At 68.5% G+C, this 21,147-nt stretch carries 29 protein-coding genes and 1 tRNA gene; 23 read left to right on the plus strand and 7 right to left on the minus strand.

Translation table 11 applies throughout. From position 1 onward, the window contains the following. Nucleotides 1–24 precede the first annotated feature (24 nt). On the minus strand, nt 25–420 hold the full coding sequence (locus IFR11_RS03750) for a DUF5684 domain-containing protein (RefSeq protein ID WP_191915257.1): 396 nt from the start codon (nt 418–420) through the stop codon (nt 25–27). Nucleotides 421–531: 111 nt separating this feature from the next. Between IFR11_RS03750 and IFR11_RS03755 the strand changes: the two genes are divergently transcribed. The 3 genes from IFR11_RS03755 to IFR11_RS03765 all read left to right on the plus strand — a co-directional run bounded on the left by IFR11_RS03755 (nt 532) and on the right by IFR11_RS03765 (nt 1,404). Continuing rightward, entirely contained in the window at nt 532–981 is a 450-nt protein-coding gene (locus tag IFR11_RS03755; RefSeq protein ID WP_191915258.1) for a hypothetical protein, read from the plus strand. 84 nt (nt 982–1,065) lie between these two features. Then, nucleotides 1,066–1,239 carry a hypothetical protein gene (locus IFR11_RS03760; protein ID WP_156458742.1) on the plus strand — a complete coding sequence of 58 codons (174 nt, stop codon included), beginning with the start codon at nt 1,066–1,068 and terminating at the stop codon, nt 1,237–1,239. Between the two features lie 89 nt (nt 1,240–1,328). Beyond that, nucleotides 1,329–1,404 (plus strand) — tRNA-Arg (locus IFR11_RS03765). A gap of 46 nt (nt 1,405–1,450) precedes the next feature. Here the strand turns inward: IFR11_RS03765 and IFR11_RS03770 are convergent. Further along, nucleotides 1,451–2,605, minus strand: coding sequence for a tyrosine-type recombinase/integrase (locus IFR11_RS03770; protein WP_191915259.1), 1,155 nt, complete (start codon nt 2,603–2,605; stop codon nt 1,451–1,453). Nucleotides 2,606–2,614: 9 nt separating this feature from the next. Then, nucleotides 2,615–3,232, minus strand: a complete 618-nt coding sequence (locus tag IFR11_RS03775; protein ID WP_191915260.1) for a helix-turn-helix domain-containing protein — start codon at nt 3,230–3,232, stop codon at nt 2,615–2,617. Nucleotides 3,233–3,324: 92 nt separating this feature from the next. Between IFR11_RS03775 and IFR11_RS03780 the strand changes: the two genes are divergently transcribed. The 8 genes from IFR11_RS03780 (at nt 3,325) to IFR11_RS03815 (ending at nt 7,257) form a co-directional block, all read left to right on the plus strand. Further along, complete coding sequence (locus IFR11_RS03780; protein WP_191915261.1) at nt 3,325–3,525, plus strand: helix-turn-helix transcriptional regulator; 201 nt, start codon at nt 3,325–3,327, stop codon at nt 3,523–3,525. After that, nucleotides 3,522–4,037, plus strand: coding sequence for a hypothetical protein (locus tag IFR11_RS16210; RefSeq protein WP_206755289.1), 516 nt, complete (start codon nt 3,522–3,524; stop codon nt 4,035–4,037). The genes IFR11_RS03780 and IFR11_RS16210 overlap by 4 nt, the downstream gene beginning before the upstream one ends. Nucleotides 4,038–4,341: 304 nt before the next feature. Next, nucleotides 4,342–4,593 carry a hypothetical protein gene (locus IFR11_RS03790; RefSeq protein ID WP_191915263.1) on the plus strand — a complete coding sequence of 84 codons (252 nt, stop codon included), beginning with the start codon at nt 4,342–4,344 and terminating at the stop codon, nt 4,591–4,593. A gap of 3 nt (nt 4,594–4,596) precedes the next feature. Next, nucleotides 4,597–4,893 carry a helix-turn-helix domain-containing protein gene (locus tag IFR11_RS03795; protein WP_191915264.1) on the plus strand — a complete coding sequence of 99 codons (297 nt, stop codon included), beginning with the start codon at nt 4,597–4,599 and terminating at the stop codon, nt 4,891–4,893. A gap of 447 nt (nt 4,894–5,340) precedes the next feature. Further along, on the plus strand, nt 5,341–5,736 hold the full coding sequence (locus tag IFR11_RS03800; protein WP_206755290.1) for a helix-turn-helix domain-containing protein: 396 nt from the start codon (nt 5,341–5,343) through the stop codon (nt 5,734–5,736). Then, a complete protein-coding gene (locus tag IFR11_RS03805; RefSeq protein ID WP_191915266.1) occupies nt 5,733–6,824 on the plus strand; it encodes a hypothetical protein in 1,092 nt (363 codons plus the stop codon). The genes IFR11_RS03800 and IFR11_RS03805 overlap by 4 nt, the downstream gene beginning before the upstream one ends. Before the next feature lie 2 nt (nt 6,825–6,826). Next, a complete protein-coding gene (locus IFR11_RS03810; protein ID WP_191915267.1) occupies nt 6,827–7,018 on the plus strand; it encodes a hypothetical protein in 192 nt (63 codons plus the stop codon). Nucleotides 7,019–7,020: 2 nt separating this feature from the next. Further along, nucleotides 7,021–7,257: a hypothetical protein gene (locus tag IFR11_RS03815; protein ID WP_191915268.1), complete on the plus strand. Its 237-nt coding sequence runs from the start codon at nt 7,021–7,023 to the stop codon at nt 7,255–7,257. A 137-nt stretch (nt 7,258–7,394) separates the two neighbouring features. Here IFR11_RS03815 and IFR11_RS03820 read toward each other — a convergent pair whose 3' ends face one another. After that, entirely contained in the window at nt 7,395–7,559 is a 165-nt protein-coding gene (locus tag IFR11_RS03820; RefSeq protein ID WP_191915269.1) for a hypothetical protein, read from the minus strand. A 651-nt stretch (nt 7,560–8,210) separates the two neighbouring features. Between IFR11_RS03820 and IFR11_RS03825 the strand changes: the two genes are divergently transcribed. Further along, nucleotides 8,211–8,399 carry a hypothetical protein gene (locus tag IFR11_RS03825; RefSeq protein WP_191915270.1) on the plus strand — a complete coding sequence of 63 codons (189 nt, stop codon included), beginning with the start codon at nt 8,211–8,213 and terminating at the stop codon, nt 8,397–8,399. Between the two features lie 141 nt (nt 8,400–8,540). Here IFR11_RS03825 and IFR11_RS16715 read toward each other — a convergent pair whose 3' ends face one another. Beyond that, nucleotides 8,541–8,765 carry a hypothetical protein gene (locus tag IFR11_RS16715; protein WP_342030245.1) on the minus strand — a complete coding sequence of 75 codons (225 nt, stop codon included), beginning with the start codon at nt 8,763–8,765 and terminating at the stop codon, nt 8,541–8,543. Between IFR11_RS16715 and IFR11_RS03830 the strand changes: the two genes are divergently transcribed. After that, a complete protein-coding gene (locus IFR11_RS03830) occupies nt 8,692–11,190 on the plus strand; it encodes a phage tail tape measure protein (RefSeq protein WP_342030243.1) in 2,499 nt (832 codons plus the stop codon). The genes IFR11_RS16715 and IFR11_RS03830 overlap by 74 nt on opposite strands. A gap of 17 nt (nt 11,191–11,207) precedes the next feature. Continuing rightward, nucleotides 11,208–11,546: a hypothetical protein gene (locus tag IFR11_RS03835; protein WP_191915272.1), complete on the plus strand. Its 339-nt coding sequence runs from the start codon at nt 11,208–11,210 to the stop codon at nt 11,544–11,546. 30 nt (nt 11,547–11,576) lie between these two features. On the opposite strand, the gene IFR11_RS03840 is transcribed toward IFR11_RS03835, so the two are convergent. After that, a complete protein-coding gene (locus IFR11_RS03840; protein WP_191915273.1) occupies nt 11,577–11,789 on the minus strand; it encodes a hypothetical protein in 213 nt (70 codons plus the stop codon). On the opposite strand from IFR11_RS03840, the gene IFR11_RS03845 reads away from it, so the two are divergent. The 4 genes from IFR11_RS03845 (at nt 11,788) to IFR11_RS03860 (ending at nt 14,766) form a co-directional block, all read left to right on the plus strand. Further along, nucleotides 11,788–12,168 carry a hypothetical protein gene (locus IFR11_RS03845; RefSeq protein ID WP_206755292.1) on the plus strand — a complete coding sequence of 127 codons (381 nt, stop codon included), beginning with the start codon at nt 11,788–11,790 and terminating at the stop codon, nt 12,166–12,168. The genes IFR11_RS03840 and IFR11_RS03845 overlap by 2 nt on opposite strands. Further along, complete coding sequence (locus IFR11_RS03850; protein ID WP_191915275.1) at nt 12,168–12,479, plus strand: hypothetical protein; 312 nt, start codon at nt 12,168–12,170, stop codon at nt 12,477–12,479. Before IFR11_RS03845 ends, IFR11_RS03850 begins: the two co-directional genes overlap by 1 nt. A gap of 1,127 nt (nt 12,480–13,606) precedes the next feature. Next, nucleotides 13,607–14,179 (plus strand): helix-turn-helix domain-containing protein, encoded by a 573-nt coding sequence (locus IFR11_RS03855; RefSeq protein WP_055834781.1) that lies wholly within the window; start codon nt 13,607–13,609, stop codon nt 14,177–14,179. Nucleotides 14,180–14,181: 2 nt separating this feature from the next. Further along, the gene (locus IFR11_RS03860; RefSeq protein WP_191915276.1) at nt 14,182–14,766 is read left to right on the plus strand and encodes a hypothetical protein; all 585 of its coding nucleotides are present in this window, start codon (nt 14,182–14,184) and stop codon (nt 14,764–14,766) included. Nucleotides 14,767–15,102: 336 nt separating this feature from the next. Here the strand turns inward: IFR11_RS03860 and IFR11_RS03865 are convergent, their stop codons facing one another. Next, nucleotides 15,103–16,224, minus strand: coding sequence for an ATP-binding protein (locus IFR11_RS03865; RefSeq protein ID WP_191915277.1), 1,122 nt, complete (start codon nt 16,222–16,224; stop codon nt 15,103–15,105). A gap of 207 nt (nt 16,225–16,431) precedes the next feature. Here IFR11_RS03865 and IFR11_RS03870 point away from each other — a divergent pair, with 207 nt between their 5' ends. The 5 genes from IFR11_RS03870 (at nt 16,432) to argS (ending at nt 21,145) form a co-directional block, all read left to right on the plus strand. Then, the gene (locus IFR11_RS03870) at nt 16,432–16,686 is read left to right on the plus strand and encodes a DUF6458 family protein (protein ID WP_055834791.1); all 255 of its coding nucleotides are present in this window, start codon (nt 16,432–16,434) and stop codon (nt 16,684–16,686) included. Nucleotides 16,687–16,720: 34 nt separating this feature from the next. After that, nucleotides 16,721–17,845 (plus strand): serine/threonine-protein kinase, encoded by a 1,125-nt coding sequence (locus IFR11_RS03875; RefSeq protein WP_191915278.1) that lies wholly within the window; start codon nt 16,721–16,723, stop codon nt 17,843–17,845. Continuing rightward, entirely contained in the window at nt 17,842–18,369 is a 528-nt protein-coding gene (locus IFR11_RS03880; protein ID WP_191915279.1) for a hypothetical protein, read from the plus strand. The genes IFR11_RS03875 and IFR11_RS03880 overlap by 4 nt, the downstream gene beginning before the upstream one ends. A gap of 185 nt (nt 18,370–18,554) precedes the next feature. Continuing rightward, nucleotides 18,555–19,364 carry a transglutaminase family protein gene (locus IFR11_RS03885; protein WP_191915280.1) on the plus strand — a complete coding sequence of 270 codons (810 nt, stop codon included), beginning with the start codon at nt 18,555–18,557 and terminating at the stop codon, nt 19,362–19,364. A gap of 116 nt (nt 19,365–19,480) precedes the next feature. Then, the gene (gene argS / locus IFR11_RS03890) at nt 19,481–21,145 is read left to right on the plus strand and encodes an arginine--tRNA ligase (RefSeq protein ID WP_191915281.1); all 1,665 of its coding nucleotides are present in this window, start codon (nt 19,481–19,483) and stop codon (nt 21,143–21,145) included. Nucleotides 21,146–21,147 lie beyond the last annotated feature (2 nt).

Genomic DNA, 21,147 nt, shown 5'->3' on the forward strand with positions numbered 1-21,147 from the left:
CCCCGTGGTGGCATCCGATCCGGGTCAGCTCAGACGCTCGGCGCGGTACTTGTCGCCGCTGAAGCCGAGGATGAGGTAGCCGATGACATGGAACACCACGAGCAGAACGAGCGAGAAGAACCACCCGTGGCCGAAGGCGCGGCCCACCCGCAGCGACACGATGATGTGGAAGACGAAACCGACGATCGGCACCAGGTAGAGCAGCGCGAACCAGCCCGAGAACCCGGCGATCTTGGTGAGGTAGACGACGTTCACGAGGGGGATGATCGCCAGCCACCCGGAATACCCCGCCTTGGTGAAGACACGCCAGAGCGCGATGACCAGCACGACGTACACGGCGATTGCGAGAAGCGAGTTGGTCGCGCTGAGCGCGAAGAGCGAGGTCTGCTCGGTGATGGAGGACGGGCTCGAAGTCAGCATGGGCTCATCGTAGGGCGTTGTCAGGGAGTTCCCAGAGTGGGCGTTCCGACGCCGGAGCGCACCGCCGGGATTACGCTCGGTGCAGGTCGAGCGATGGCGGAGGCGGACGGCATGGGCGAGAGCCGATTCGAGTGGGGCGGCCTGAGCGCCGGCCGGGGCGATTTCGTCACCGCGCCCGAGGCCCTCGCGATGCTCGAGGTGCTGGCAATCGCGCACACCGACCTCGAGGTGTCCACCGAGCTGCGCGATGGCGCCGCCCGCGCGCGATTCGCCCGAGGCGCGCGGTGGGCCGTCGTTTCGACCCCCGGTTCGCGCTGGTTCTCGGTCGAGACCGACACCGGTCACCGCACGGAGCTCATCGACGCGTCGTCGTCGAAAGACGAGAGCGCGCGCCTGCTGGCCGTCTACGTGGATGTCGCCGAGGCCTATGTCCGCGGCGACGCCGCGCCCGCGCAGGGGCACGGCTTCGGAGGGTCGACCGTGACCCTCGACGTCGACGGCCGACGCGTGGTCCTGACGCAGCCGCTCGGTCGTCGCATGCGCGGGATGTTCGGACGCTAGGCCTCCGTCGCCCCCGCGGTCAAGCCGTTGGGGCCGAGGCCTCCGCGTTGACAGGCTGGACGCGTACGCGACGAAGGGAACACCATGAGCGACCCGCAGAACTCCGCCCCGGCCGACGACGCAACCGACCTCGGCGACGACCCGACGGTCAAGCCGAGCCAGGAGACCGACCCCGACGAGGGCTCGAAGGCCCCCACCAAGGACGACCCGAACGCCGACCACCAGGCCACCGGTATCGGGATCATCGACGGCGAGTAAACCGGATGCCGTGGGGTCGGAGCGCGAGTCCTCGGTCCCGCCCCACGGCGTCGGGGATGCCGCGGGGCGGTGATAACCTGGACCGGTCCGCCTCCGTAGCTCAGGGGATAGAGCGTTGGTTTCCGGTACCAAAGGTCGCTGGTTCGATTCCAGTCGGGGGCACCAGACGAGACAAGGGATCGCGGGTCATTCAGACCCGCGGTCCCTTTCTTCATGGCAACAGGGTGGCAACATTCGCTGAGCGGCGGGCCTGATCGAGAGCGACCGCGACGGCGTCCAGATCGTCGTCGAAGAGGTCCGCGTAGGTGTCGAGCGTCATCGCCGCCGACGCGTGGCCGAGCATCCTCTGCACGGCCTTGACGTGCGCGCCGGCTTGGACTGCGAGGGATGCCGCTGTGTGGCGCAGGTCGTGGGGCGTGATCCGCGGGAACGTCTTGTCGGCCGCGCGTGCTCGAGCGACGGTGCCCGTGAACCATCCGTTCCGCGAGGCGGGGAGCTTCACGTGGATCTTGCCGTCGCCGAATAGCAGGTCGTCTCGGCCCTTCCCCTCGGCGAGCTTCGCGATCGGCAGGGCGAGGAACTCCGGGTAGGGAACTGACCTCGAGCGGTGCGTCTTCGGGGTGCCGACGTGGATGAGGCCGGCGACGAGGACGGCGTTCTCTTGGACCTTCACGCGGCGTCTGAGGGCGTCCACGTGCCGTACCCGTAGCGCGGTCGCTTCGCCCCACCGGAGGCCCGTGTAGGCGAGGAATTGCACGAGGGTGGCGTGTTGCGGGGGAGCGGCGTCCACGAGGTGCTGCACCTGCTGGTGGCTCAGGTAGACGCGCGCCTTCGTGGTGCCCTTCGCGGGTAGGTCGACGTCGCGGGCGACGTTGCGCGCGAGCCGGCGGTCGCGCACGGCGACGTCGAGGATGCCGGCGAGGACGCCGTGCGCGCGCCGGACGGTTGTCGAGCTGGCCGTGCGGGCGGGGGAGTCGTCTGTCGCTTTCCCGGTGGTGGAGCTGGCGAGCTCAGAGATCCACGTCTGCACCTCGCTGTGCCGGATGCTGCCGACCGTGCGCGCTCCCCAGCGTGGCTCGACGTGCTTCTGCCAGGCGGACACCAGAGGTAGGTAGCTGGACGGTTTCAGCACGCCCTCACGGTCGCGGAGCCACGTCTTCCCGAGACTGCCAACCGTGGCGGATGCTGTCGACGGGTCGATGTACTCGCCGCGATCCTTCGACGTCTCGACCTCACGCAGCCGACGCTCTGCGTCCGCCTTCCGTGGGAAGCCACGCTCCTGCGTCTGCGTGTGGTCGGGGCGCCGGTACACGATCCGGTAGAGCTTCTTCCCGGCCTTCGTTTCGTAGGGGTAGACGCTACCCATCAGACGAGGTCAGTCCTCTTCTTCGAAGTCGTCATCGTCGCTGTACCCGGGGATGGGGCTCTCTGAAGCGGGGATGAGGCCGAAGCGCCGGAGGAACCGGTGGCCTGCCGGACTGTAAGCCCACTGTTCCCAGCCCCACTGCAGACCGTCCAGGTCGTCGAAGTAGAGCAGCTGATCGAACGCGTCTTGAGCCGTCGACCGCTTGCCCCACCATTCGTCCAGCTCATCACCCGACATCTCGTCGAAGCGAGCGATGTCAGATCGCAGCTGGGCAAGAGCGTCCCGTGAGCGACGAACTTGCGCCTCGAGGCTGACCAAGCCCGCGAGCAGATCCTTCGTCTGCTGCTCGATACGCATGCGGAGTGCCGCGCGTGACGCGGGATCTTGCTCGGAGAAGAGCGCGAGATTCAGGTCCAGAGCATCCGCGAGGGCCACGGCCTCGCCGATCGATACGCGCCGAGCTCCTCGCTCCAGCTTGTAGACGGTCTGCTGCTGGAAGTCGTGACCACGATCGCGCATTCGACGTGCGAGTTCCTCTTGTGAGAGGCCGGCGCGCGATCGGGCCTCCTTGATCCACTGAGCGAAGGCGGCGTCGGAGGTGAGGGTCGCATCCCGGCTTGATTCCACGTCCCCACCGTAAACCAAGATGCCGTTGCGCTCTACGTGGAAATCGTGTTACAACATTACGACTTAACCACTTACGCGAAATTGGAGACAGTGTGGACGATTACCTCACCCCGCAGCAAGCAGCGGCACTCGTGCCGGGAATGACGATCACTAACCTCGCGCAACTGCGCTTCAAGGGTCGTGGTCCGAAGTTCCTCAAGCCCACTCCGCGCACGGTGGTGTACCGCCGACGAGACGTCATCGAGTGGCTCGAGGCGTCCGAGCGCACAAGCACGGCCGCGGTGACGCGATGACCAACAAGAAAGCCCCCGAAGCCGGCCAGGGCTTCGAGGGCCAAGCACCCCAGGAGGGCACTCAAATGATCCACCACACCGTAGCACTCGCCAGTGCCCCTCAGACACCCCGAGTGGTCCCAGGACTGTCTCAGCTAGTCCAGGCGCAGGAACAGCTCGATGAGCTCGCAGCACGACGCGACCGACTCGCGAGTCAGGTCATCGCGGACGCGACGTTCATGGAGACCCCGATCCTCTCCATCCGGAAGTTCTGGGTCGACGGTCTCCAGCAGGCTCACGTCGGCGACGTCTTCCACGTTGCTGACTTCGACGCGAGCGACACCCACGGCTTCGACGCTCACCCCGAGTCGGGATGCCCGGGGGACTGGTGCTGCTCTCCGGTCGGTACGGTTCGGGGCAGCGGTCGACGCGGGCCACGCTGCCGGTTCGTGAACCGCGGATCCTGGGTGCTGGTCGCAGGGCCCGACTCGGATGGCCATGTGGTGTTCGTCGCAACGGAGGCGGCAGCATGACCGGAAAGGCGCCGCGTCCCGAGACGCAGCGGCAGGCTGAGCGCTGGCAGACGGTGTGCCGGCTCGCGGAGGCCGCGGGACTCTGCTCGCGATGTGCGTCGCAGTTCGCGTGGGGTGTCCAGGGTGGGGCTGGTGGGTTCTCGTCAGTGCATCCGCCGTGCGCGGCGTGCGTGGTGGTGATGCTCGACTGGCCCGTCGTCCGCCCGAATGGGTGGCGCTCTCCCGGTGGGGACGTGTCCGTACGGGGGACCTGGGCGTCTGTGGGGTCTACGGAGCGCACAGCGCCGCGAGACGGGGACGCACGATGAGCGCAGACGGCGGATGGATCGACTTCGTGCACGTCACGAGGGACGTCAACACGAACGCGAAGGTCGGGATCGTCATTCTGGACACGAGCGACTGTGTCGCCCAGGACCTCGATGCGGACGGAGCGCGGGAGGTGGCGGCTCGTCTCGTCGCCCTCGCGGAAGAGATCGAACGAGACGCGGCGCGGCGGCGGTTGCGTCGGCTCCCCGACGTCGACGAGCGGTTGCGCGACCCCGATGGGGGTGTGTGAGGTGTGGTCCGTCCCTCCGTCCGGTGGCTGGTCCGTAGCCGCCGACTCACCCGCCTCGGCCTCACACCCGGCCAGTCGCTCGTGCTCGTCGTCCTCGTCGACCACGCCGACGCGACGGGTCTCAGCTTCCCCGCCCAGCAGACGATCGCCGAGGAGTCGGGCATGGAGCGGTCCGGTGTGCGCAAGGCCCTCGCCGCTCTCGTCGACGCCGGCGTCATCGAAGTCGTCGAGCCCGGCGGACCCCGCAAGTCAGCCCGCTACCGCATCTCCTCGGCGGTCGGGTTATGGGCCACTGGGTAGCCCATACCGTGGCCACCGTTATGGGCCACTGGGTATGCCGTATCGCCCGAACCGTTATGGGCCACCCAGCGGCCACGAAGTAATAAGCACTCACGTTCGCGGCGCTGCCGGACTCTGGCGGCGCCTCCCGGCGCCTACCCGCTCGCTCCGCTCGCTGGTGTGTTCGAAGGGAACATCCTCCGCACTCATCGACACCATCGGCCGGCTCGCCGGGCGATGCCCCTCCGGCGAGGAGGCTCAACGGGACGTCGCGCTGGGAGCACGGCAGTACCGTGCCCGTCACGTCGCTTCGTGCTCGCGGTCTTGCCGCCTCCCGGCGGCGCCGGCTGGGGATGACGAGCAGGAGCGGGGCTGGCTGACGTCGCCGGCTGACCGTAGGCGGCGTGGAATGGGCGCGTGGAGATTCCCAGGGCGGGTCCAGTACGTGCGTGGGGGCGTGGTCGGCTGATGCGACCGCCCGCTGCGTACATCGCGCCGTCGGGTGACGTGATGGTGCCCCCGGAGCTCGCCCGGGTGCTCTACGAGGCGCGGGGCGGTCTCCGGGGGCTTCGCCAGATGGTCGGGGAAGGCGCTCGCCCCGATCTTCTGGCGCTACTCGAGGCGATCCGGTACTCGGGCGCGCGGTGGGCAGGTGTCGATCCCGGGACTTCCACCCCGGAACCGACACCCACCGATCGAGAGTGGGTCTCGACCAGGGAGGCAGCCACCATGATCGGGATTTCCGACAGCGGAGTGCGGAAGGCGTGCAGAGAGCACCGTCTCGCCGCCGACGCGTCGGGCGGTTCATGGCTGATCCATCGTGAGGAGATCGCGCACTTCCGCGCGGCGAGGGAGAACCGATGAGCTTGCTCACCGAGGCCAGTGCTCGAATCGAGGGCTGGGTCGAGAAGGAGTCGCAGCGGGCGCGCGCGGCACGCCTGTACACCGACGTCATGGCGACGGACTGGGCGCGCACGTTCCAGGTCGCGTTCGACACCGCCGAGTGGGCGATCGCGAATGCCCAGGACCTCGACGAGATCCGCGCCGCGATCGCCGCCCGTGAGGCCGCGCGGCCCGACATGCTCGCGTACAACGAGATCAAGTCGCTGCTCGAGGACATGAAGAAGGTCCCGGCCGGCAACATCGACGGGCCCTCGCCGGATGCGGTCGCACCGGCCCTGTCGTGGCTGAACGAGCAGCTGCAGACGCTGATGACGGCCGTCGTCGACATCGACCGTCGCCTCGGCCCCGTCAAGACCGTGCACGACGCGATCCGCGACGACGCGAAGATCCAGGCCTGGCGCGAGCTCGAGGACGCCGTCGACCGGTACCGCGAAATCCGCGCCGCGCAGGAGACCCTCTGCCGGCGCACCAACCTGCCGATGATCGACGGGCCCGCGCTGAGCGAACTGCTCGCGCGGTTCGGCATCCTGCGGAACCCGCTCGACCACCACGCCGACATCCTCCGCGACCGTCAGGGCGCACGGGAAGCGCACCGCACGCCGCAGTCCCGCGGCTTCCTCGAGTGGCTCGAGGACGCGCCGCAGCCCGCCTTCGACTGGACCGCGCGCGGCTCCGGCATGCTCGCGACGTGGCCGGACGAGGCGCAGAGCCCGCTCGACTCCCGCGCCTCCCGCGAGGCTTCCCCGAACGCCGTCGTGCGGTGGCTCGCGACGAACAAGGCCGCGTGGGTCCCGACGTTCGAGCATATGGACGCCGTCGCCGCCGAGGTGCGCGCCATGACCGCACCGCTGTACTCCGTCAACGAGCTGCGGTTCGCGCTCGACGCGTTCGAGCGGTACTACACCACCCGCGGAGTGAAGCCCTCGAAGCCGTTCGACGCCGCGGCCGCGACCGCCGCCCTGCCGAAGCCTCGCGGCCTCCGCGACAACCGCGGCCGCGAAGGCGTTCCCCGCCCCGACCCGCGCGTGCTCGCGCTGACCGGAGAGTGACCATGACCGACGACACCGGATCCGTCCGCAAGGGCCGCGACCTGCACGCGCAGCTGCACCCCACTGCAGAGCAGCGCGCCGCGGCCAAGGCCAACACGCCGCAGCCGAAGCGCGGTGAGAAGTCCGTCGCTGCCGGCCGCGCCCTGCACGACAACCGCGGCAAGTACGCACCCGACTACTCCGAAGGAGCATGACCATGGCCACACCCGCCGAGCACGCCGCCGCATTCGCGGCCTACGTCGTCCGGACCCAGAACCCGCAGCTCACCGAGCCCCTCGAGCCCGAGAAGCTCCGCGCCGAGGTGCACACCATCCTGTCCACCAAGGCCGGTACCGGCGGCGACTATGAGGCCGCAGATGCCGCGCTCGCGTCCGCCGGCACCAGCCTGGTGAAGCTGCACACCGCCAAGCTCATCGCCATCACGGCCGAGTGACCGCGGTGACCGACCCGACCACGCACAGCGCACGGGTGTCCTCCGTTCGCCCGCAGCTGCACGCGCGGTCCATCCCCGGGGCGGCGAGCGTGACGATGCTCGCCGCCCCTCACCAGTTGTCTCCTACGGGCTCGGAGTCAGTCCTTCACCAGCTCGACCGTCGTAACCTGCGACGTCGCAACTGTCAGGACCTTCTCGCCGTCGGCGTAGAAGACGTAGTAGTCACCTTCGACGCGGTAGATATCCGCTTCGATCGTGCCCTCGTAACCGTTGTACAGCTTGTTGATCTCGTACTTCGCCATGTGACTCTCCTGTCTTCGATGAGCGCTCTGATGCGCCCGAGCACGGTACCGACGACCTCCGACATCGACCTCGATGAGGCCGGGGGGAGCCCCCTCCGGTCCCCACCGACGTCGGACCGCCGGGGAGGTGCGCGCTTGGCGTGTCGGGTTCGAGGATTTTTGAGAGGTGGCTCTGATGCCTGGTCCTGCGCCTGATCCGTCGTCTCTGCGGGAGGCTCGTCGGCTCCGTGAGGGGACGATCGAGACCCTTCCGCAGGAGCGGCACGGTGACATGCCGGTGTTCCCGCTGACGGGGCACACAGAGCGCGAGGCGGAGATCTGGGCGGCGATGTGGCGGAAGCCGCAGGCGGTCGTCTGGGAGCGTCAAGGCCTGGAGCTTGAGGTGGCGATGCACGTGCGCACGCTGGTTGAGTGTGAGGCTCCCGGCGCGAACGCGTCTCTCCGATCGCTGCTGCTTCGTCAGGCGGGCTCTCTGCTACTCACTGAGCGGGCGTTGCTCGCCGGTGGGTATCGGATCTCGTCGATGCGCTCGCTGCCTCCGGTCGCTGCCGCTGGCGAGTCCGCTGCCGATGTGAAGCGTCGGACTATTCCGTCGTCGAGGGGTCGGCTCAGGGCCGTGCCGGACGCCGACAGGCCAGAAGGGAGACCAGCATGAGCGATCCCGTAGTCACGGCTCGCCTCGAGGGCGGCGTAATTGTCAAGTTCGCCCACAGCTCGCGCGTGCGCGTCGGTGACGACGGGGTCGTCGTGGATCTGCCGACTATCACCGGCTCCACCGTAGGGCTGCCCCCGGGAACCGTGCACATCTCCGCCAGCGGACAGCTCTACCGGACCATCTGAAAACCACCTTCTATCCGTGGCGGATAGGCGCATGGAGGATTGCATACACAACTAGCTGAAGCCTCAGTCCCTTCGACCATGGAGGGGGTGCGTCGTGGCTGATCGCAGCGTCCGCGTGTCTCTTTACCTCCAGGCGCAGGGCTACATCTCCGGGATGGACGCGGTCGCGCAGAAGACCGCGAAGACCGGTTCCGAGGTGGAGAAGCTCGCGCAGAAGCGCGATGCGTTCAACGCCCTCGGCGCCTCCGCGATCGGGCTCGGCGCGGCCGTCGGCGTCGGTCTCGGTGTCGCGATCGCGAAGTTCTCCGAGTTCGACCAGCAGATGTCGTCGGTGCAGGCCGCGACGCACGAGTCGACCGAGAACATGATCGCCCTGCGGGAGGCGGCTCTCGAAGCCGGCGAGTCGACCGTGTACTCCGCGACGGAATCCGCCGCGGCTGTCGAGGAACTCGCGAAGGCTGGCGTATCGACCGCCGACATCCTCTCGGGCGCACTGGCAGGGTCTCTCGACCTCGCCGCTGCAGGTCAGCTCGGCGTCGCGCGCGCGGCGGAGATCACCTCCACGGCGCTGAACCAGTACAGCCTCGAGGGTGACCGGGCGGCGCACGTCGCCGACGTCCTCGCCGCCGGCGCCGGCAAGGCCATGGGTTCGGTCGACGACCTCGCCAACGGACTCAAGTTCGTAGGCCCCGTTGCCGCGTCGATGGGTGTCTCCCTCGAGGAGACGACGGGTGTGCTGGCGCTGTTCGCGCAGCAGGGCATCATCGGCGAGCAGGCGGGCACGTCGCTCCGAGGGGTCCTGTCGTCGCTGACGTCCCCGTCGAAGGAAGCCCGCAAGGAGATCGACCGGCTCGGCATCACCCTGTACGACAGCCAAGGCAATTTCCTCGGGCTCGAGAACGCCGCCGACCAGTTGTCGAAGGCGTACCGCGGCATGGACGGTGCGTCGCGTGACGCGTCGCTCGGCATCGTCTTCGGTCGTGAGACCGTCACGGCGGCCACCGCGCTGTACCGTGCGGGCGCGGAGGGTGTCGACGAGTGGACCCAGGCCGTCGACGACAGCGGGTACGCGGCCGAGACGGCGCGCGCTCGACTCGACAACCTCGCCGGTGACGTCGAGGCCCTCGGTGGAGCATTCGACACCGCCCTCATCCAGACTGGGTCCGGCGCGAACGGTGTGCTCCGCGAGATGGTGCAGGGCGCTTCGGCGCTGGTCGACATGTACAACGACCTGCCCGCTCCGGTGCAGTCAGCGACGCTGCTTATCGGCGCTGCGACCGCGGCCGTCGCCTTGTCGGGTGGCGCCGCACTGGTAGCCGCACCGAAGTGGGCGGAGCTGCGGTCGACCGTGACGGCAGCCGGTTTCTCCATGGGCCGTATTGCCCTGCAAGGTGCGGGTGTTGGGGCTGCTCTGTCGATCGCGACTGCCGCGGTGAGCGTGCTCGTGTCGAAGCAGGCGGAGATGCGCTCCGGTGCGGAGGAATTCGCTGACAGCCTCGATGCCGCGACGGGAGCCGCCACTCGGTACACGCGTGAGCTGATCGCGAAGAAGCTCGCGGACCAGGGCGCGTTCGAGGGTGCCGCGAAGGCCGGTGTCTCGCAGCGTGAGCTGACGGACGCGGTCTACGAGGGCGGTGCCGCGTACGACACGCTGAAGGCGAAGCTGCGTGCGGCGCACGAGGAGTCGCTCACGTCGGTCCCGATCTGGGAGTCGGCGACGATCGGTAACTCGATCAACGCGATCTCCGACATGAACGTGCAGCTCGGCGACGCCCGCCAGCGTCACACGGATCTGAAGGCCGCGCAGGCGGAGTCGACGGGGGCGTTCAGAGAGGGGGAAGCTGCCACGGCACGTAACGAGCGGGCGCTGGCAGATCTTGCCGGTCGGGCAACCTCCACCCAGGTGGATATCGATTCGCTGGCGAATACGATCCGGGGGTTCGGGTCTGCGCAGATGGATACGAACGCCGCCGCGCGTGGCTTCGAGCAGGCGCTCGACGATCTGCAGGGCTCGATCGAACGGAACGGGACGACGCTCGATCGGACCACCGAGGCCGGTCGAGAGAACGAAGCCAACGTGGATGGGTTGGCACGCACGACGCTGGAGTGGGCTGCCGCCATCGTGCAGCAAACGGGCGATCAGGAAGCCGCGAACGGCGTAATGCAGGCGGGCCGGGATCGGTTGATCGAGATGGTCGGTCAGTTCGGGATCACGGGAGATGCGGCGCAGACGTACGCGGACAGCCTCGGTCTGATCCCCGGGATGATTCCTACCGCGGTCGAATTGAACACGTCCACGGCGACTCGGACGATGGCGGAGTTCCTGGACCGGTGGAACGGCGCGTACATTCGGACGGATCTGCTCGTCAACTCGCCAGGTTCCAGCGGTCTCGGCCCGGTGAAGGGCAACTACTCGGGTGGTCTGTACGAGCAGGCGAAGCCGAAGATGTTCGAGGCAGGCGGGTTCGCATCCGGGATCTTCGCCGGTCGGGCGCGCGGGATCCACAAGTTCGCTGAGGAGAGCCTGCCGTGGGAGGCGTACATCAGCCCGCACCCGGCGCACCGGCAGAAGAACCTGCAGATCCTCGACGAGGTCGGTTACCGGCTGAACGCGTGGGAGCGCCCGTCCGCCTCGGCGCCGGGCATGATGCAGAGTTCCGCGGTGCAGGCCGGCCCGTCTGTCACGACCGGTGACTTCAATCTCGTGAATACGGGACTGTCCCGCACGGAGGTGAAGGAGCTCATCCGCGACGAGGTGGACCGGAACTTCATGCGGGGAGGACTTCGGTGATGCGAGATGATCTGAGCATGTGGGAAGACGACGAGATCCGCACCGGCTCCGAGGACGTGTTCGCGTGGGACGGCGAGATGATCGAGCAGGAGGCGATCCCGCTCGCGCTCAGCATCCGTACGGACGTCGCACGGGCCATCGACGAGTACGAGCTCATCCTGACGAGGACGTTGTCGCCGGCCTACGCGGCGATGGTGTCTGCTCGCGCGGCGGGGTTGATCACGTTCGAGGTCCTCGAGCATGGCGAATGGCCGGTCGCGGTCGTGACTACGGTGGCGGAGCGTCTTCAGGCGTTCATCGTCGGGTCGAAGGCGCGGCTTCAGTTCCACCTGGACCGTCGGCCCGATACCGCCTGAGCGGCGCTGTGCGCCTCAGGGATGTCTGTCTCAGATGAGACCGCGCTCGCGATACTGCTCGACCCGTGAGACGTACTCAGCGCGCCGCTGCCGCTGATACGTGGTCTGCAGGTCGGGTCGATCGGTGACGTCGACGCCGTCGCAATGCGGCCGCTCCCACGGTGCATCGGCGCCGGCGCGGAGGTACGTCAGCTCGGTGGCGGTGTCGACTCGGCCGGGGACGGCGTTCGCGCGGGGGTCCATGGCCGCCACGGTAGGCGAGGCCCCCGACATCATCGAAACGTCCCCGGCGTCCCTCTTCGGAGGTGACGCCGGGGACGTTTCGTCGTGTGTGCGCTTGTATGACATACTCACGGGCATGGGTGGGGCATCGTGGCGCGAGGTCTGGCGCGACGGGGCGCTCGCAGACGGATACGAGGAATTGTTCGACGAGCTCGAACGTTCTGGATGGTACGCGCGAACACGCATGGGTGAAACCGGTATCCGGTTTTGGCCCGATGGTGCCCGCGCGAAGCAGATCGTAATCGACACGCGACTCAATCTGAACCCACACCGTCTTTCCATGTGGAGAGAGCACACTGGCCTTGATCTGGCCATAGAGATTGAAGAAGGAGGGAAATGATGAGCAAATTGTTCGGTGTCGGAGTCGAAGCTACTTTCGACGAGCCGTTCGCATTCACCGACGAATGGGTGGATGCCATCTACTGCTCCCTCGAGAAGAACATGGTTGTCCGCAGTGTCGACATGTTCCTGTCCGAGGATGAGGCAAAGGTCACCTTCCTTCTCGGCATCAAGACTTTCATCGACGACAGCCCAGAGTCGGCGAGTGATCTCGCCCGCCAGGCCCTGGACCGGGCGTTTGAATCGACCGGAGACGAAAGTCATGCGAACGACATGATCGTCACCCAGAGCGAAATTCTGCAGTTCGCTTAATCGCGCAGGACTCAACGAAGGCCCCCCGGTCATTTCCGGGGGGCCTTCGTTGTTCGCGGGAGCGCATGTGGCTACGTGCGGGCGCTCGGCGCAAACGACACAACCGCGCTCACCGCCACCGGTGGTGAGGCGCACAGCGCTGCTCAGGATGCGCTGTGGAGCGCTCTCATCCGGTACTGATGCACGGGGCTCTGCGCGAGGTGCAGCCGAAGGTGCTTGAGCAGCACGTCCTCACGCACGACCCGAGTCCGCTGACCGTCGATTAGCCGCCACTCCATGGGCATGCCCCATTGGCGCCAGTATCGGATGGTCCGCTCGGACCGGTTCACCCGGGCTGCTGCGGACCTGTACGTGTGCCACTTCACCGACGCCATGCGATTCATTCTGGGCCCTGTCGGACGGCCCTCGCCATGGCAACACCGTGGCAACAGAAGTCGTGAGCGAGCATCATCGTGCAGGGTTGTGGTGATCAGAATCGGCCCGTATTCACGCGGTTCCTTGGTGCACGAGCGCGCTGTTGCGGGTCGGACGGGGTTTCCGGTACCAAAGGTCGCTGGTTCGATTCCAGTCGGGGGCACCATACGAGACAAGGGATCGCGGGTCAATTAGACCCGCGGTCCCTTTCGTCTAGCGACGGGCCTCGTCGGAGCGTCATCGTTCGCGCCGGGTGAGATCACGCGTCCGTGGCGAGATCACACGCTATGTGGCGTGATGTCGTGCGTAACGTGTGCGTTGGCGCCGGGCGTGTGCCGTCGCGCCGTGCGACGTGACGCCGCTGCCAGCCCGCGTGCGGCGATGCTGTCCTTCACCAGAGACGCCGGTCCGAGCGAATCGTCGAGCAGCAGCGGCCCGATGGAGGCTCTGCGCTACTCCGGGAGCGCCACTCCCTCATCGCAGGTCTGCGCGATCAGAGCGTGCCGTGGTCTTCTCTGGGGATGCGCACGGGCCTCAGCCGCCAGGCGCTGAGTGAGCGCGTTGTCGGCGCCGACAGATAGGGAGCCACGCGTCATCGCCGGCCCGGTTTGTCGGCTGGAAGTTCCTGCGCCGTCCAGATTCGACAGCTCTGGAACGGAGCGACGGATTGACGTAGAATATGACTCTGAAATCATACTGCGATGGAGGGTGCAATGACTGCCTCGACGCTCATCCGCGCCGCCCGCAAGAGCCAGCGACTCACTCAGAAGCAACTCGCAGACCGCACTCAGATCGACCAGAGCCGCGTTTCCCGGTCAGAGGGCGGGCGAGATACCGAATTCGGCACGGTGGAGCGACTGCTCGCCGGCGCAGGGCATCGGCTGTACTCCGCACCGACCCAGCGTGACGACGCGGCGACTGCGGCTGAAGAGATTCGGCATCGGCTAGCGGAAGGGCAGAGGGACCGCGCTCTTCGCGCGCTCCTGCAACTCAACGACAATCTTCTCGCCGAGCGAGGGTTGGTGCGAGGGATTCTCGGCTTGGCCGAGCCTGCATCGACGCTGGATCGAGCGTGGGATGCTGCGCTCGCGGGTCTCGTCGCCTGGCGGCTGCGAGAGGGAGGACTCCCCGCACCCGAGTGGGTTTCAGATCCGAGCCGGTATCTCCGTGCGCCCGCGACGCTCGACGTCGACCCGGCCGACCCGACTCCGCCCCCGTCGGAGGTGCCAGACGAGTTCGCCGAGCGCGGTGTGCTCGTCTGGCGTGACACCTTCGCGAGCGTGTGAGCGTGGCGACGACGCTCGACAGAGAGGACATCCTCGACGGGCTCAGGGCCCTCATCGCTGAGCTGCACGACTCACACCAGGTCGCGGGTATCCGGATCGTCGGTGGAGCAGCTCTCGCGCTCCGCTACTTCGACCGTGGCACGACGCAGGATCTCGATTCGCTCCACATCGAGCCGGGAAATGACGCCGAAGTCGCAGCAGCCGCGGCGAAGGTAGCCCAGTCCCGCGGGTGGGATCCGGGCTGGCTGAACTTCGACGTCGAGAAGGCCGATGCGCTTCCCACGTTCGGTCGTAGATCGGTCGAGTGGGAGACCATCTACGACCACGACGGCATCGTTATCCACGTCGCCGCTCAGGAAGCGATGCTGGCGATGAAGCTGCGCGCCAACCGGCCCGGCCGCGATACGAACGACATCCGGCAGCTTCTACGACTGTGCAACGTCACCACACTCAACGACGCCGAGGAACTCTACGAGGACTTCTACCCGGGGGATGCGCTCTCGGACCGCGCCGTGAATATGGCCGCCGCCATCCTCGAGGGCGGGCTGCCAGACGATGTCCCCTCGCCGGGGCCGATCGAACTCTAGCGACGCGATCAGGAACACACCTCGATTAGTGCTCCGACGGCAAGGCGATAGTGGTCGAGCGCGGCTCCGTTCCCATCGCTCGCTCTTTTCAGACTTCGCGCTCCGCGCTGCGCTCACCAACCGCACGTGCCGGTCGCTGGTCCGATTCCCGTCGGGGGCACGTGTCAGCAGAGGGCCGCGAGTCGTTCAGACTCCGCGGCCCTCTTCTTATTCGCCAAGGTGTGCACACCCGGCGACTCACCCGTTCATAAAGCGAATTCACCCGCATCGGTGGTGAGTGCCAGCCGTCGTCGGTCGAGGGTGAATGGCCGCCCGGCGTGGTCGCGCGGCGGGTGCTCAGCCGTGATCGTCGCTGTGACGCGGCCCCGTGAGCAGCCCCACGTCGAGCAGCGAGTCGAGAGTCTGCCGAACCGACGCCCGCGCGTCGCCCCCGTCCGGTGCCCCATGGGTCTCCACGGCGGCGGTGACGAGTTCGTCGAACGAGGCGCCGTCGGCGGCGAGCCACAGGGTGGGGCCGATCCCGTCGAGGAGGTGCACGGTGGTCTGGTCGTCGGGAGCTCTCGTCAGCAGCGCCAGACGCCCGTCGAGCTCGACGGCATCCTGAACCGGTGTCCGGCGGAAGGGGTGCACGTCGGTGCGATGGCGATTGTTCCGGGCGAGGGGAACATTCAGCGCGATGGCACCCGGCAGGGCCGCCCGTTCGGTGTCGAATAGGGCTCGCACGAGGGGGAGTACCTCTTCGGCCTCGCGATAGCGCAGGCCGAGCGCGCCTCCCGTCCCCTGGATGTGGCCGATGAGGGTCTGCAGGGGCGCCGTGAGCTCGCCGAGATAGCTGCACTGCGGGGCGAGGGCGGCGACGGCCTCGTCGACGGGAAGCTCGACGAGTCGCGGCGGCGCGTCGTCGCTCAGGCGATCGAGAGCCACGATGGCGTGCAGCCGCAGAGGTACGTCGGGAAGATCCCGCAGCCCCAGGCTGCGCGGAGACAGCTGTCGCTTGGCCCGCGCGACATCGTCGATGATCGACAGCGGTTTGCGGTAGGCCACGACCCCGCCCTCTGCGGTGACGCCGACGCTCTCGTCGCTGACGTAGGCGTACTCGCGGGCGAGACGCGACATGAGCGTGGTCTTGCCCATGCCGGACCGACCGGAGAAGAGGATCACGCGGCCCCGGTCATCGGCGACGGCTCCCGCGTGGACCATCCAGAGGTGACCGCGTCGGGCGGAGAGCGCGGCGTGGGTCACCTGGGTCGTCAGATCGGCGACGGTCGCGTCGAAGGGGAAATGCGCCCGGGGAGCCACCGTGGCGACGGGCGACCGCGGATGCGCCGGGCGAGTGCCCGACCAGGCTTCGCCCAGCAGGTCGCGGTCGGACGGGGGGAGCCCTGCGATCGCCATGCGCACGACGACCCCGAGTGCCTCGATGTCGAGATCGGCGTCGGCGGTGGTCGGCACGGACATGAGGCCCTCCCCGTGCCGTTGCGGGGGCGGCACGGCTACCGAGTGTGCGAGGTGGTCGATACCGGCGGTGCCCGCCGAGCGCGACGGCCGACCGGGTGAAGCCGTCGGTGTCCGCGGCCGAATCGCGCGCGCCGGCCCTTTGTCAAGACCGGTCGACGCATTCGTCACCGCTTGCGATGCTGGACCCACCTTGGAAAGGGGTCTGTCATGAGTATCGGAGCCGGCATTGCGCTCTTCGTCATCGGCGCCATCCTCGCATTCGCGGTGAACCTGCCGAACGAATTCGTGGACCTCAGCATGATCGGGTACATCATGATGGGCGCGGGGGCGGTCGTGTTCGTGATCGGGCTCGTGCTGCTGGTTCGCCGCCGTCAGACCGACACCGTCACCCGCACCGAGGCCGCGGGCGGCGCGCAGGTCACCCGTTCCACCACCCGCTCCTCGAACGACGACCTCGTCTGATAGCTCTCGGGGGCATCACCCCGAGGGACCCGCCATGACCGAACCCCCTCCCACCGTCGCCGACGATTCCGCTGTCGGCGGCCTCTTCGACGGTCGGTACCGTCTGGGCCGCGTGCTCGGACAGGGTGGGTACGCCCGCGTGTACGAGGCTGTCGACACGAGTCTCGGGCGCACCGTCGCGCTGAAGGTGATCGACGCGGGCAGCGCCGACCCGTCGGACGCCGCGCGCGTGCGCTCCGAGATCCGCCTGCTCGCATCACTGTCGCACCCGTCGCTCGTCACGCTCTACGACGCGCGTCTCGCCGCCGAACCGGCCTACCTGTCGATGGAGCTGATCGCCGGCCCGACGCTCAGCGAGCTCATCGCCCGCGGACCCCTCCCCGGCCCCGACGTCGCCCGCACGGGGCGCGAGATCGCCGAGGCGCTCACCGTCATCCACTCCCGCGGCATCGTGCACCGCGACGTCAAGCCGTCGAACATCCTCGTGCGCCCCGCCGCCCACGCGGGCGAGAGCCCCCGCGCGACCCTGGCCGACTTCGGGATCGCGTCGCTGGTGGGGGCGACGCGCCTGACACGCGCCGACACCGTCATCGGCACCGCCGCGTACCTCAGCCCCGAGCAGGCGCGGGGGATGCCCGCGGCCCCACCCAGCGACGTGTACGCCCTCGGCCTCGTGCTGCTCGAGGCGCTGACGGGAACGCGCGCCTTCGCCGGCCGCACGCCGCACGAGGCGCTCGCCGCGCGTCTGGTCGCAGCCCCCGAGATCCCGCCGTCGATCCCCGACCGCTGGCGCACGGTGCTGCAGGACATGACGGCCGTCGACCCGGCAAAGCGACCGGATGCCGCGGGCCTCATCGCCGTGTTGCGCCCCCTGTCCGACCTCGAGACGTCGCCGGCCGCGTCCTCTCCGCGCACCGCGCCGCTGCCCGACGCGACCGCGCCCACGCGCATCCTCGACTCATCCGCATCGACGTCTCGTCGCCCCTCGCGTCGGCTCGTGATCGTGGCGTCCGTGCTCGCGGTGCTCCTCGCCGCCGGAGCGGTGACGGCAGCCGTCGCCGTGTCGAGCGCGGGATCGAGCGTGCAGCCCGAGCTGCCGTCGCTCCCGCAGCCGCTCGACCAACACGTCGACGACCTCTGGAAGGAAGTCGGTCCATGAGGCGCCGTATCGCTCCCGCCGCCGGTCTCGTGCTGGCTGCAGTCTTGACCCTCTCGGCGTGCACGCCGCCCGCGGCCGAGCCGACCGCATGGCAGTCGACGGTCGAGACGGTCGCCGCGCAGGCGTCCGGAGGAGACTACGCCGCCGCCCTGGCGACGCTCGATGCTCTCGAGGCCGAGGTCACCGCTCGCCGCGACGCCGGAGAGCTCCCCGCAGACGAGGCCGAGGCGATCCTCAGCCGCATCGCCACCGTGCGCGCCGACCTCATCTCACTCACGCCGACGCCCACCCCCACGCCGGAGCCCGTGCAGACGAGTGAGCCCGTGCAGCAGCAGCCGATTGAGCCGGAAGAAGACGGCTCGACCGATGACGGCACCGACGACGAGGTCGACCCGGGAGACCAGGGACCGGGCAACGGGCCGTCCGACCAGGCGCCGGGCGGCAGTGGCAACGGGAACGGCAACGGCAACAACGGGAACGGAAAAGACGGCGGGGGCGGCGGACAGGGAAAGAAGAACGGCTGAGTCCGCGTGAGGACCGGGGCGGCGGCCGTGTCCGCGTAGAGGACGGTCGCGGGAGTCGGCCACGCAACGATCTCGACCCCGGACGACGACGCCCCATCTCGTTGCGCGGCCGCCGAATGGCATCCATTCATCCGCATTCGCCGGTCGCGAGCCGTCGTCCCCGCGCGGCGTGCGAGGATGGCCCGGTGCCGCGCCGAGTGACCGCTGAACTCGACCTCGATCTGGGGTCGTCCGTCGACCTGATCTTCCAGATCACCGCCGCCCAGGGGGTGCCCCTCGTGAGCGAGACGTTGACCTTCTCGCAGGGCGATCGAGTGTACACGCCGACCGAGATCGTCGACCAGTCGGGCAGCCGCTTGCACCGTCTCACGGGGGAGCAGGGCCCGCTGTCCGTGCGGTACGAAGCGCGGGCGAACGGCCCGTCGCAGAACCCCCGCACGAGCGACCTCGAGACCATCACGTACCTGCGCCCCAGTCGGTACTGCCAGTCCGACGAGGTGTTCGCCCAGGCTCGCCGTCAGTTCCGCGGGCTCACCGGCGCGGAGTTGGTCTCGGCGGTCTCGAGCTTCGTGGCGTCCACCGTCACGTACACCCCCGGGCTGAGCCTCGGGACTGACAGCGCGGTCACCACGCTGATGACCGGCCAGGGCGTCTGCCGCGACTACGCGCACGTCGTGATCGCGCTGCTGCGGGCCATGGACATGCCCGCCCGCTACGCCGCGTGCTACGCGCCGGGACTCGAACCGATGGACTTCCACGCCGTCGCCGAGGCCTACATCGACGGCGCCTGGTATGTCATCGACGCCACCCGCCTCTCCGATCGGCGCTCGCTCGTGCGCATCGCGACCGGACGCGACGCGTCGGACTGCGCATTCCTGAGCTTCTATGGCGGCTACGTCGGCCTCGATCGCCTGCACGTCGACGCGGTGCTCGAGAACGAGGTCCCGGATGCCGCGACCCCCGACGACCACGAAGCCCTGGTGCAGATCGCCTGAGACCCCGCCCAACCGCAGACACGGCGTCAGACTCCGCGCGTCGTCGCCCACGGCCGCGACTCTCGCATCGTGCGCGCGGGGAGCGTGCAGCCGGCTCGGCCTAGAATTGCAGGGCTATGGATCCCGCTGCCCTCTCCGCTGCCCTGCTCGCCGTCATCGCCCCGCTCGCGGAGGCGCGCCGAGAGGGCTCTTCGGCGGGGATCAGGGCCGCCGACCTTCCGCTCGAGCGCCCGAAGAACCGTGACCACGGCGACTGGGCCTCCAACGCCGCGATGAAGCTGTCGAAGGTCGTCGGCGCCAACCCGCGGGAGTTCGCCGCCGACATCGCCGCGGGTCTCGAGGCCGTCGACGGCATCGCCAGCGTCGAGGTCGCCGGTCCCGGCTTCATCAACATCCGCCTCGACGCGGCCGCCGCGGGCGCCCTCGCCAAGACGATCGTCGACCAGGGCGCGGCCTTCGGCACGAACGACTCCCGCGCCGACGAGATCATCAACCTCGAGTTCGTCAGCGCCAACCCCACCGGGCCCATCCACCTCGGCGGCACGCGGTGGGCCGCCGCCGGAGACGCCCTCGCCCGCATGCTGTCGGCGCAGGGCGCCCAGGTGACGCGCGAGTACTACTTCAACGACCACGGCGCGCAGATCGACCGCTTCGCCCGCAGCCTCGTCGCCGCCCACCAGGGCGACCCGACGCCCGAAGACGGCTACGGCGGCGCCTACATCGGTGACATCGCTCAGCGCGTGGTCGAGGCGTACGACGGTGACATCGACGCCCTCGACGCCGAGGCCAAGCAAGAGGCCTTCCGCGAGCTCGGCGTCAACCTCATGTTCGGCGAGATCAAGCAGTCGCTGCACGAGTTCGGCGTCGACTTCGACGTGTACTTCCACGAGAACGACCTGCACGACTCGGGTGCCGTCGAGCGCGCGGTCGCTCGCCTGCGCGAACTCGGCCACATCTTCGAAGCCGACGGGGCGACCTGGCTGCGGTCGACCGAGTTCGGCGACGACAAAGACCGCGTCATCATCAAGTCCGACGGGCAGCCCGCCTACATCTCGGGCGATCTGGCGTACTACCTCGACAAGCGCGAGCGCGGCTTCAACCGCTGCATCATCATGCTCGGCGCCGATCACCACGGCTACGTCCAGCGCCTGATGGCGATGTGCGCGGCCTTCGGCGACGAGCCGAACGTCAACCTCCAGGTGCTGATCGGCCAGATGGTCAACCTCGTGCGCGACGGTCAGCCCATGCGCATGTCCAAGCGCGCCGGCACCGTGGCCACTCTCGAAGACCTCGTCGAGATCGTCGGGGTGGATGCCGCCCGCTACGCCCTCACGCGCAGCTCGGCCGACTCGAACCTCGACATCGACCTCGACGTGCTGCAGAAGCGCACGAACGACAACCCGGTCTTCTACGTGCAGTACGCGCACGCCCGTACGCACAACGTGGCGCGCAACGCCGCGGCATCCGGGGTCGACCGCTCCGAGTTCGCGCCCGAGCTGCTCGACCACGAGACCGAGTCGGCTCTGTTGGGCGCTCTGCAGGAGTTCCCGCGCATCGTGTCGTTCGCCGCCGAGGTGCGCGAGCCGCACCGCGTCGCGCGGTACCTCGAGGAGCTCGCGGGTCTCTATCACCGCTGGTACGACAACTGCCGCGTCATCCCGCTGGGCGATGCGCCCGTCGAGTCGGTGCAACGCACGCGCCTGTGGCTGAACGACGCCACCGGCCAGGTGCTGCGCAACGGCCTGACGCTGCTGGGCGTCAGCGCTCCGGAGCGGATGTAAAC

It is taken from the genome of Microbacterium sp. CFBP 8801 (genome assembly GCF_014839455.1).
Classification (GTDB): domain Bacteria; phylum Actinomycetota; class Actinomycetes; order Actinomycetales; family Microbacteriaceae; genus Microbacterium.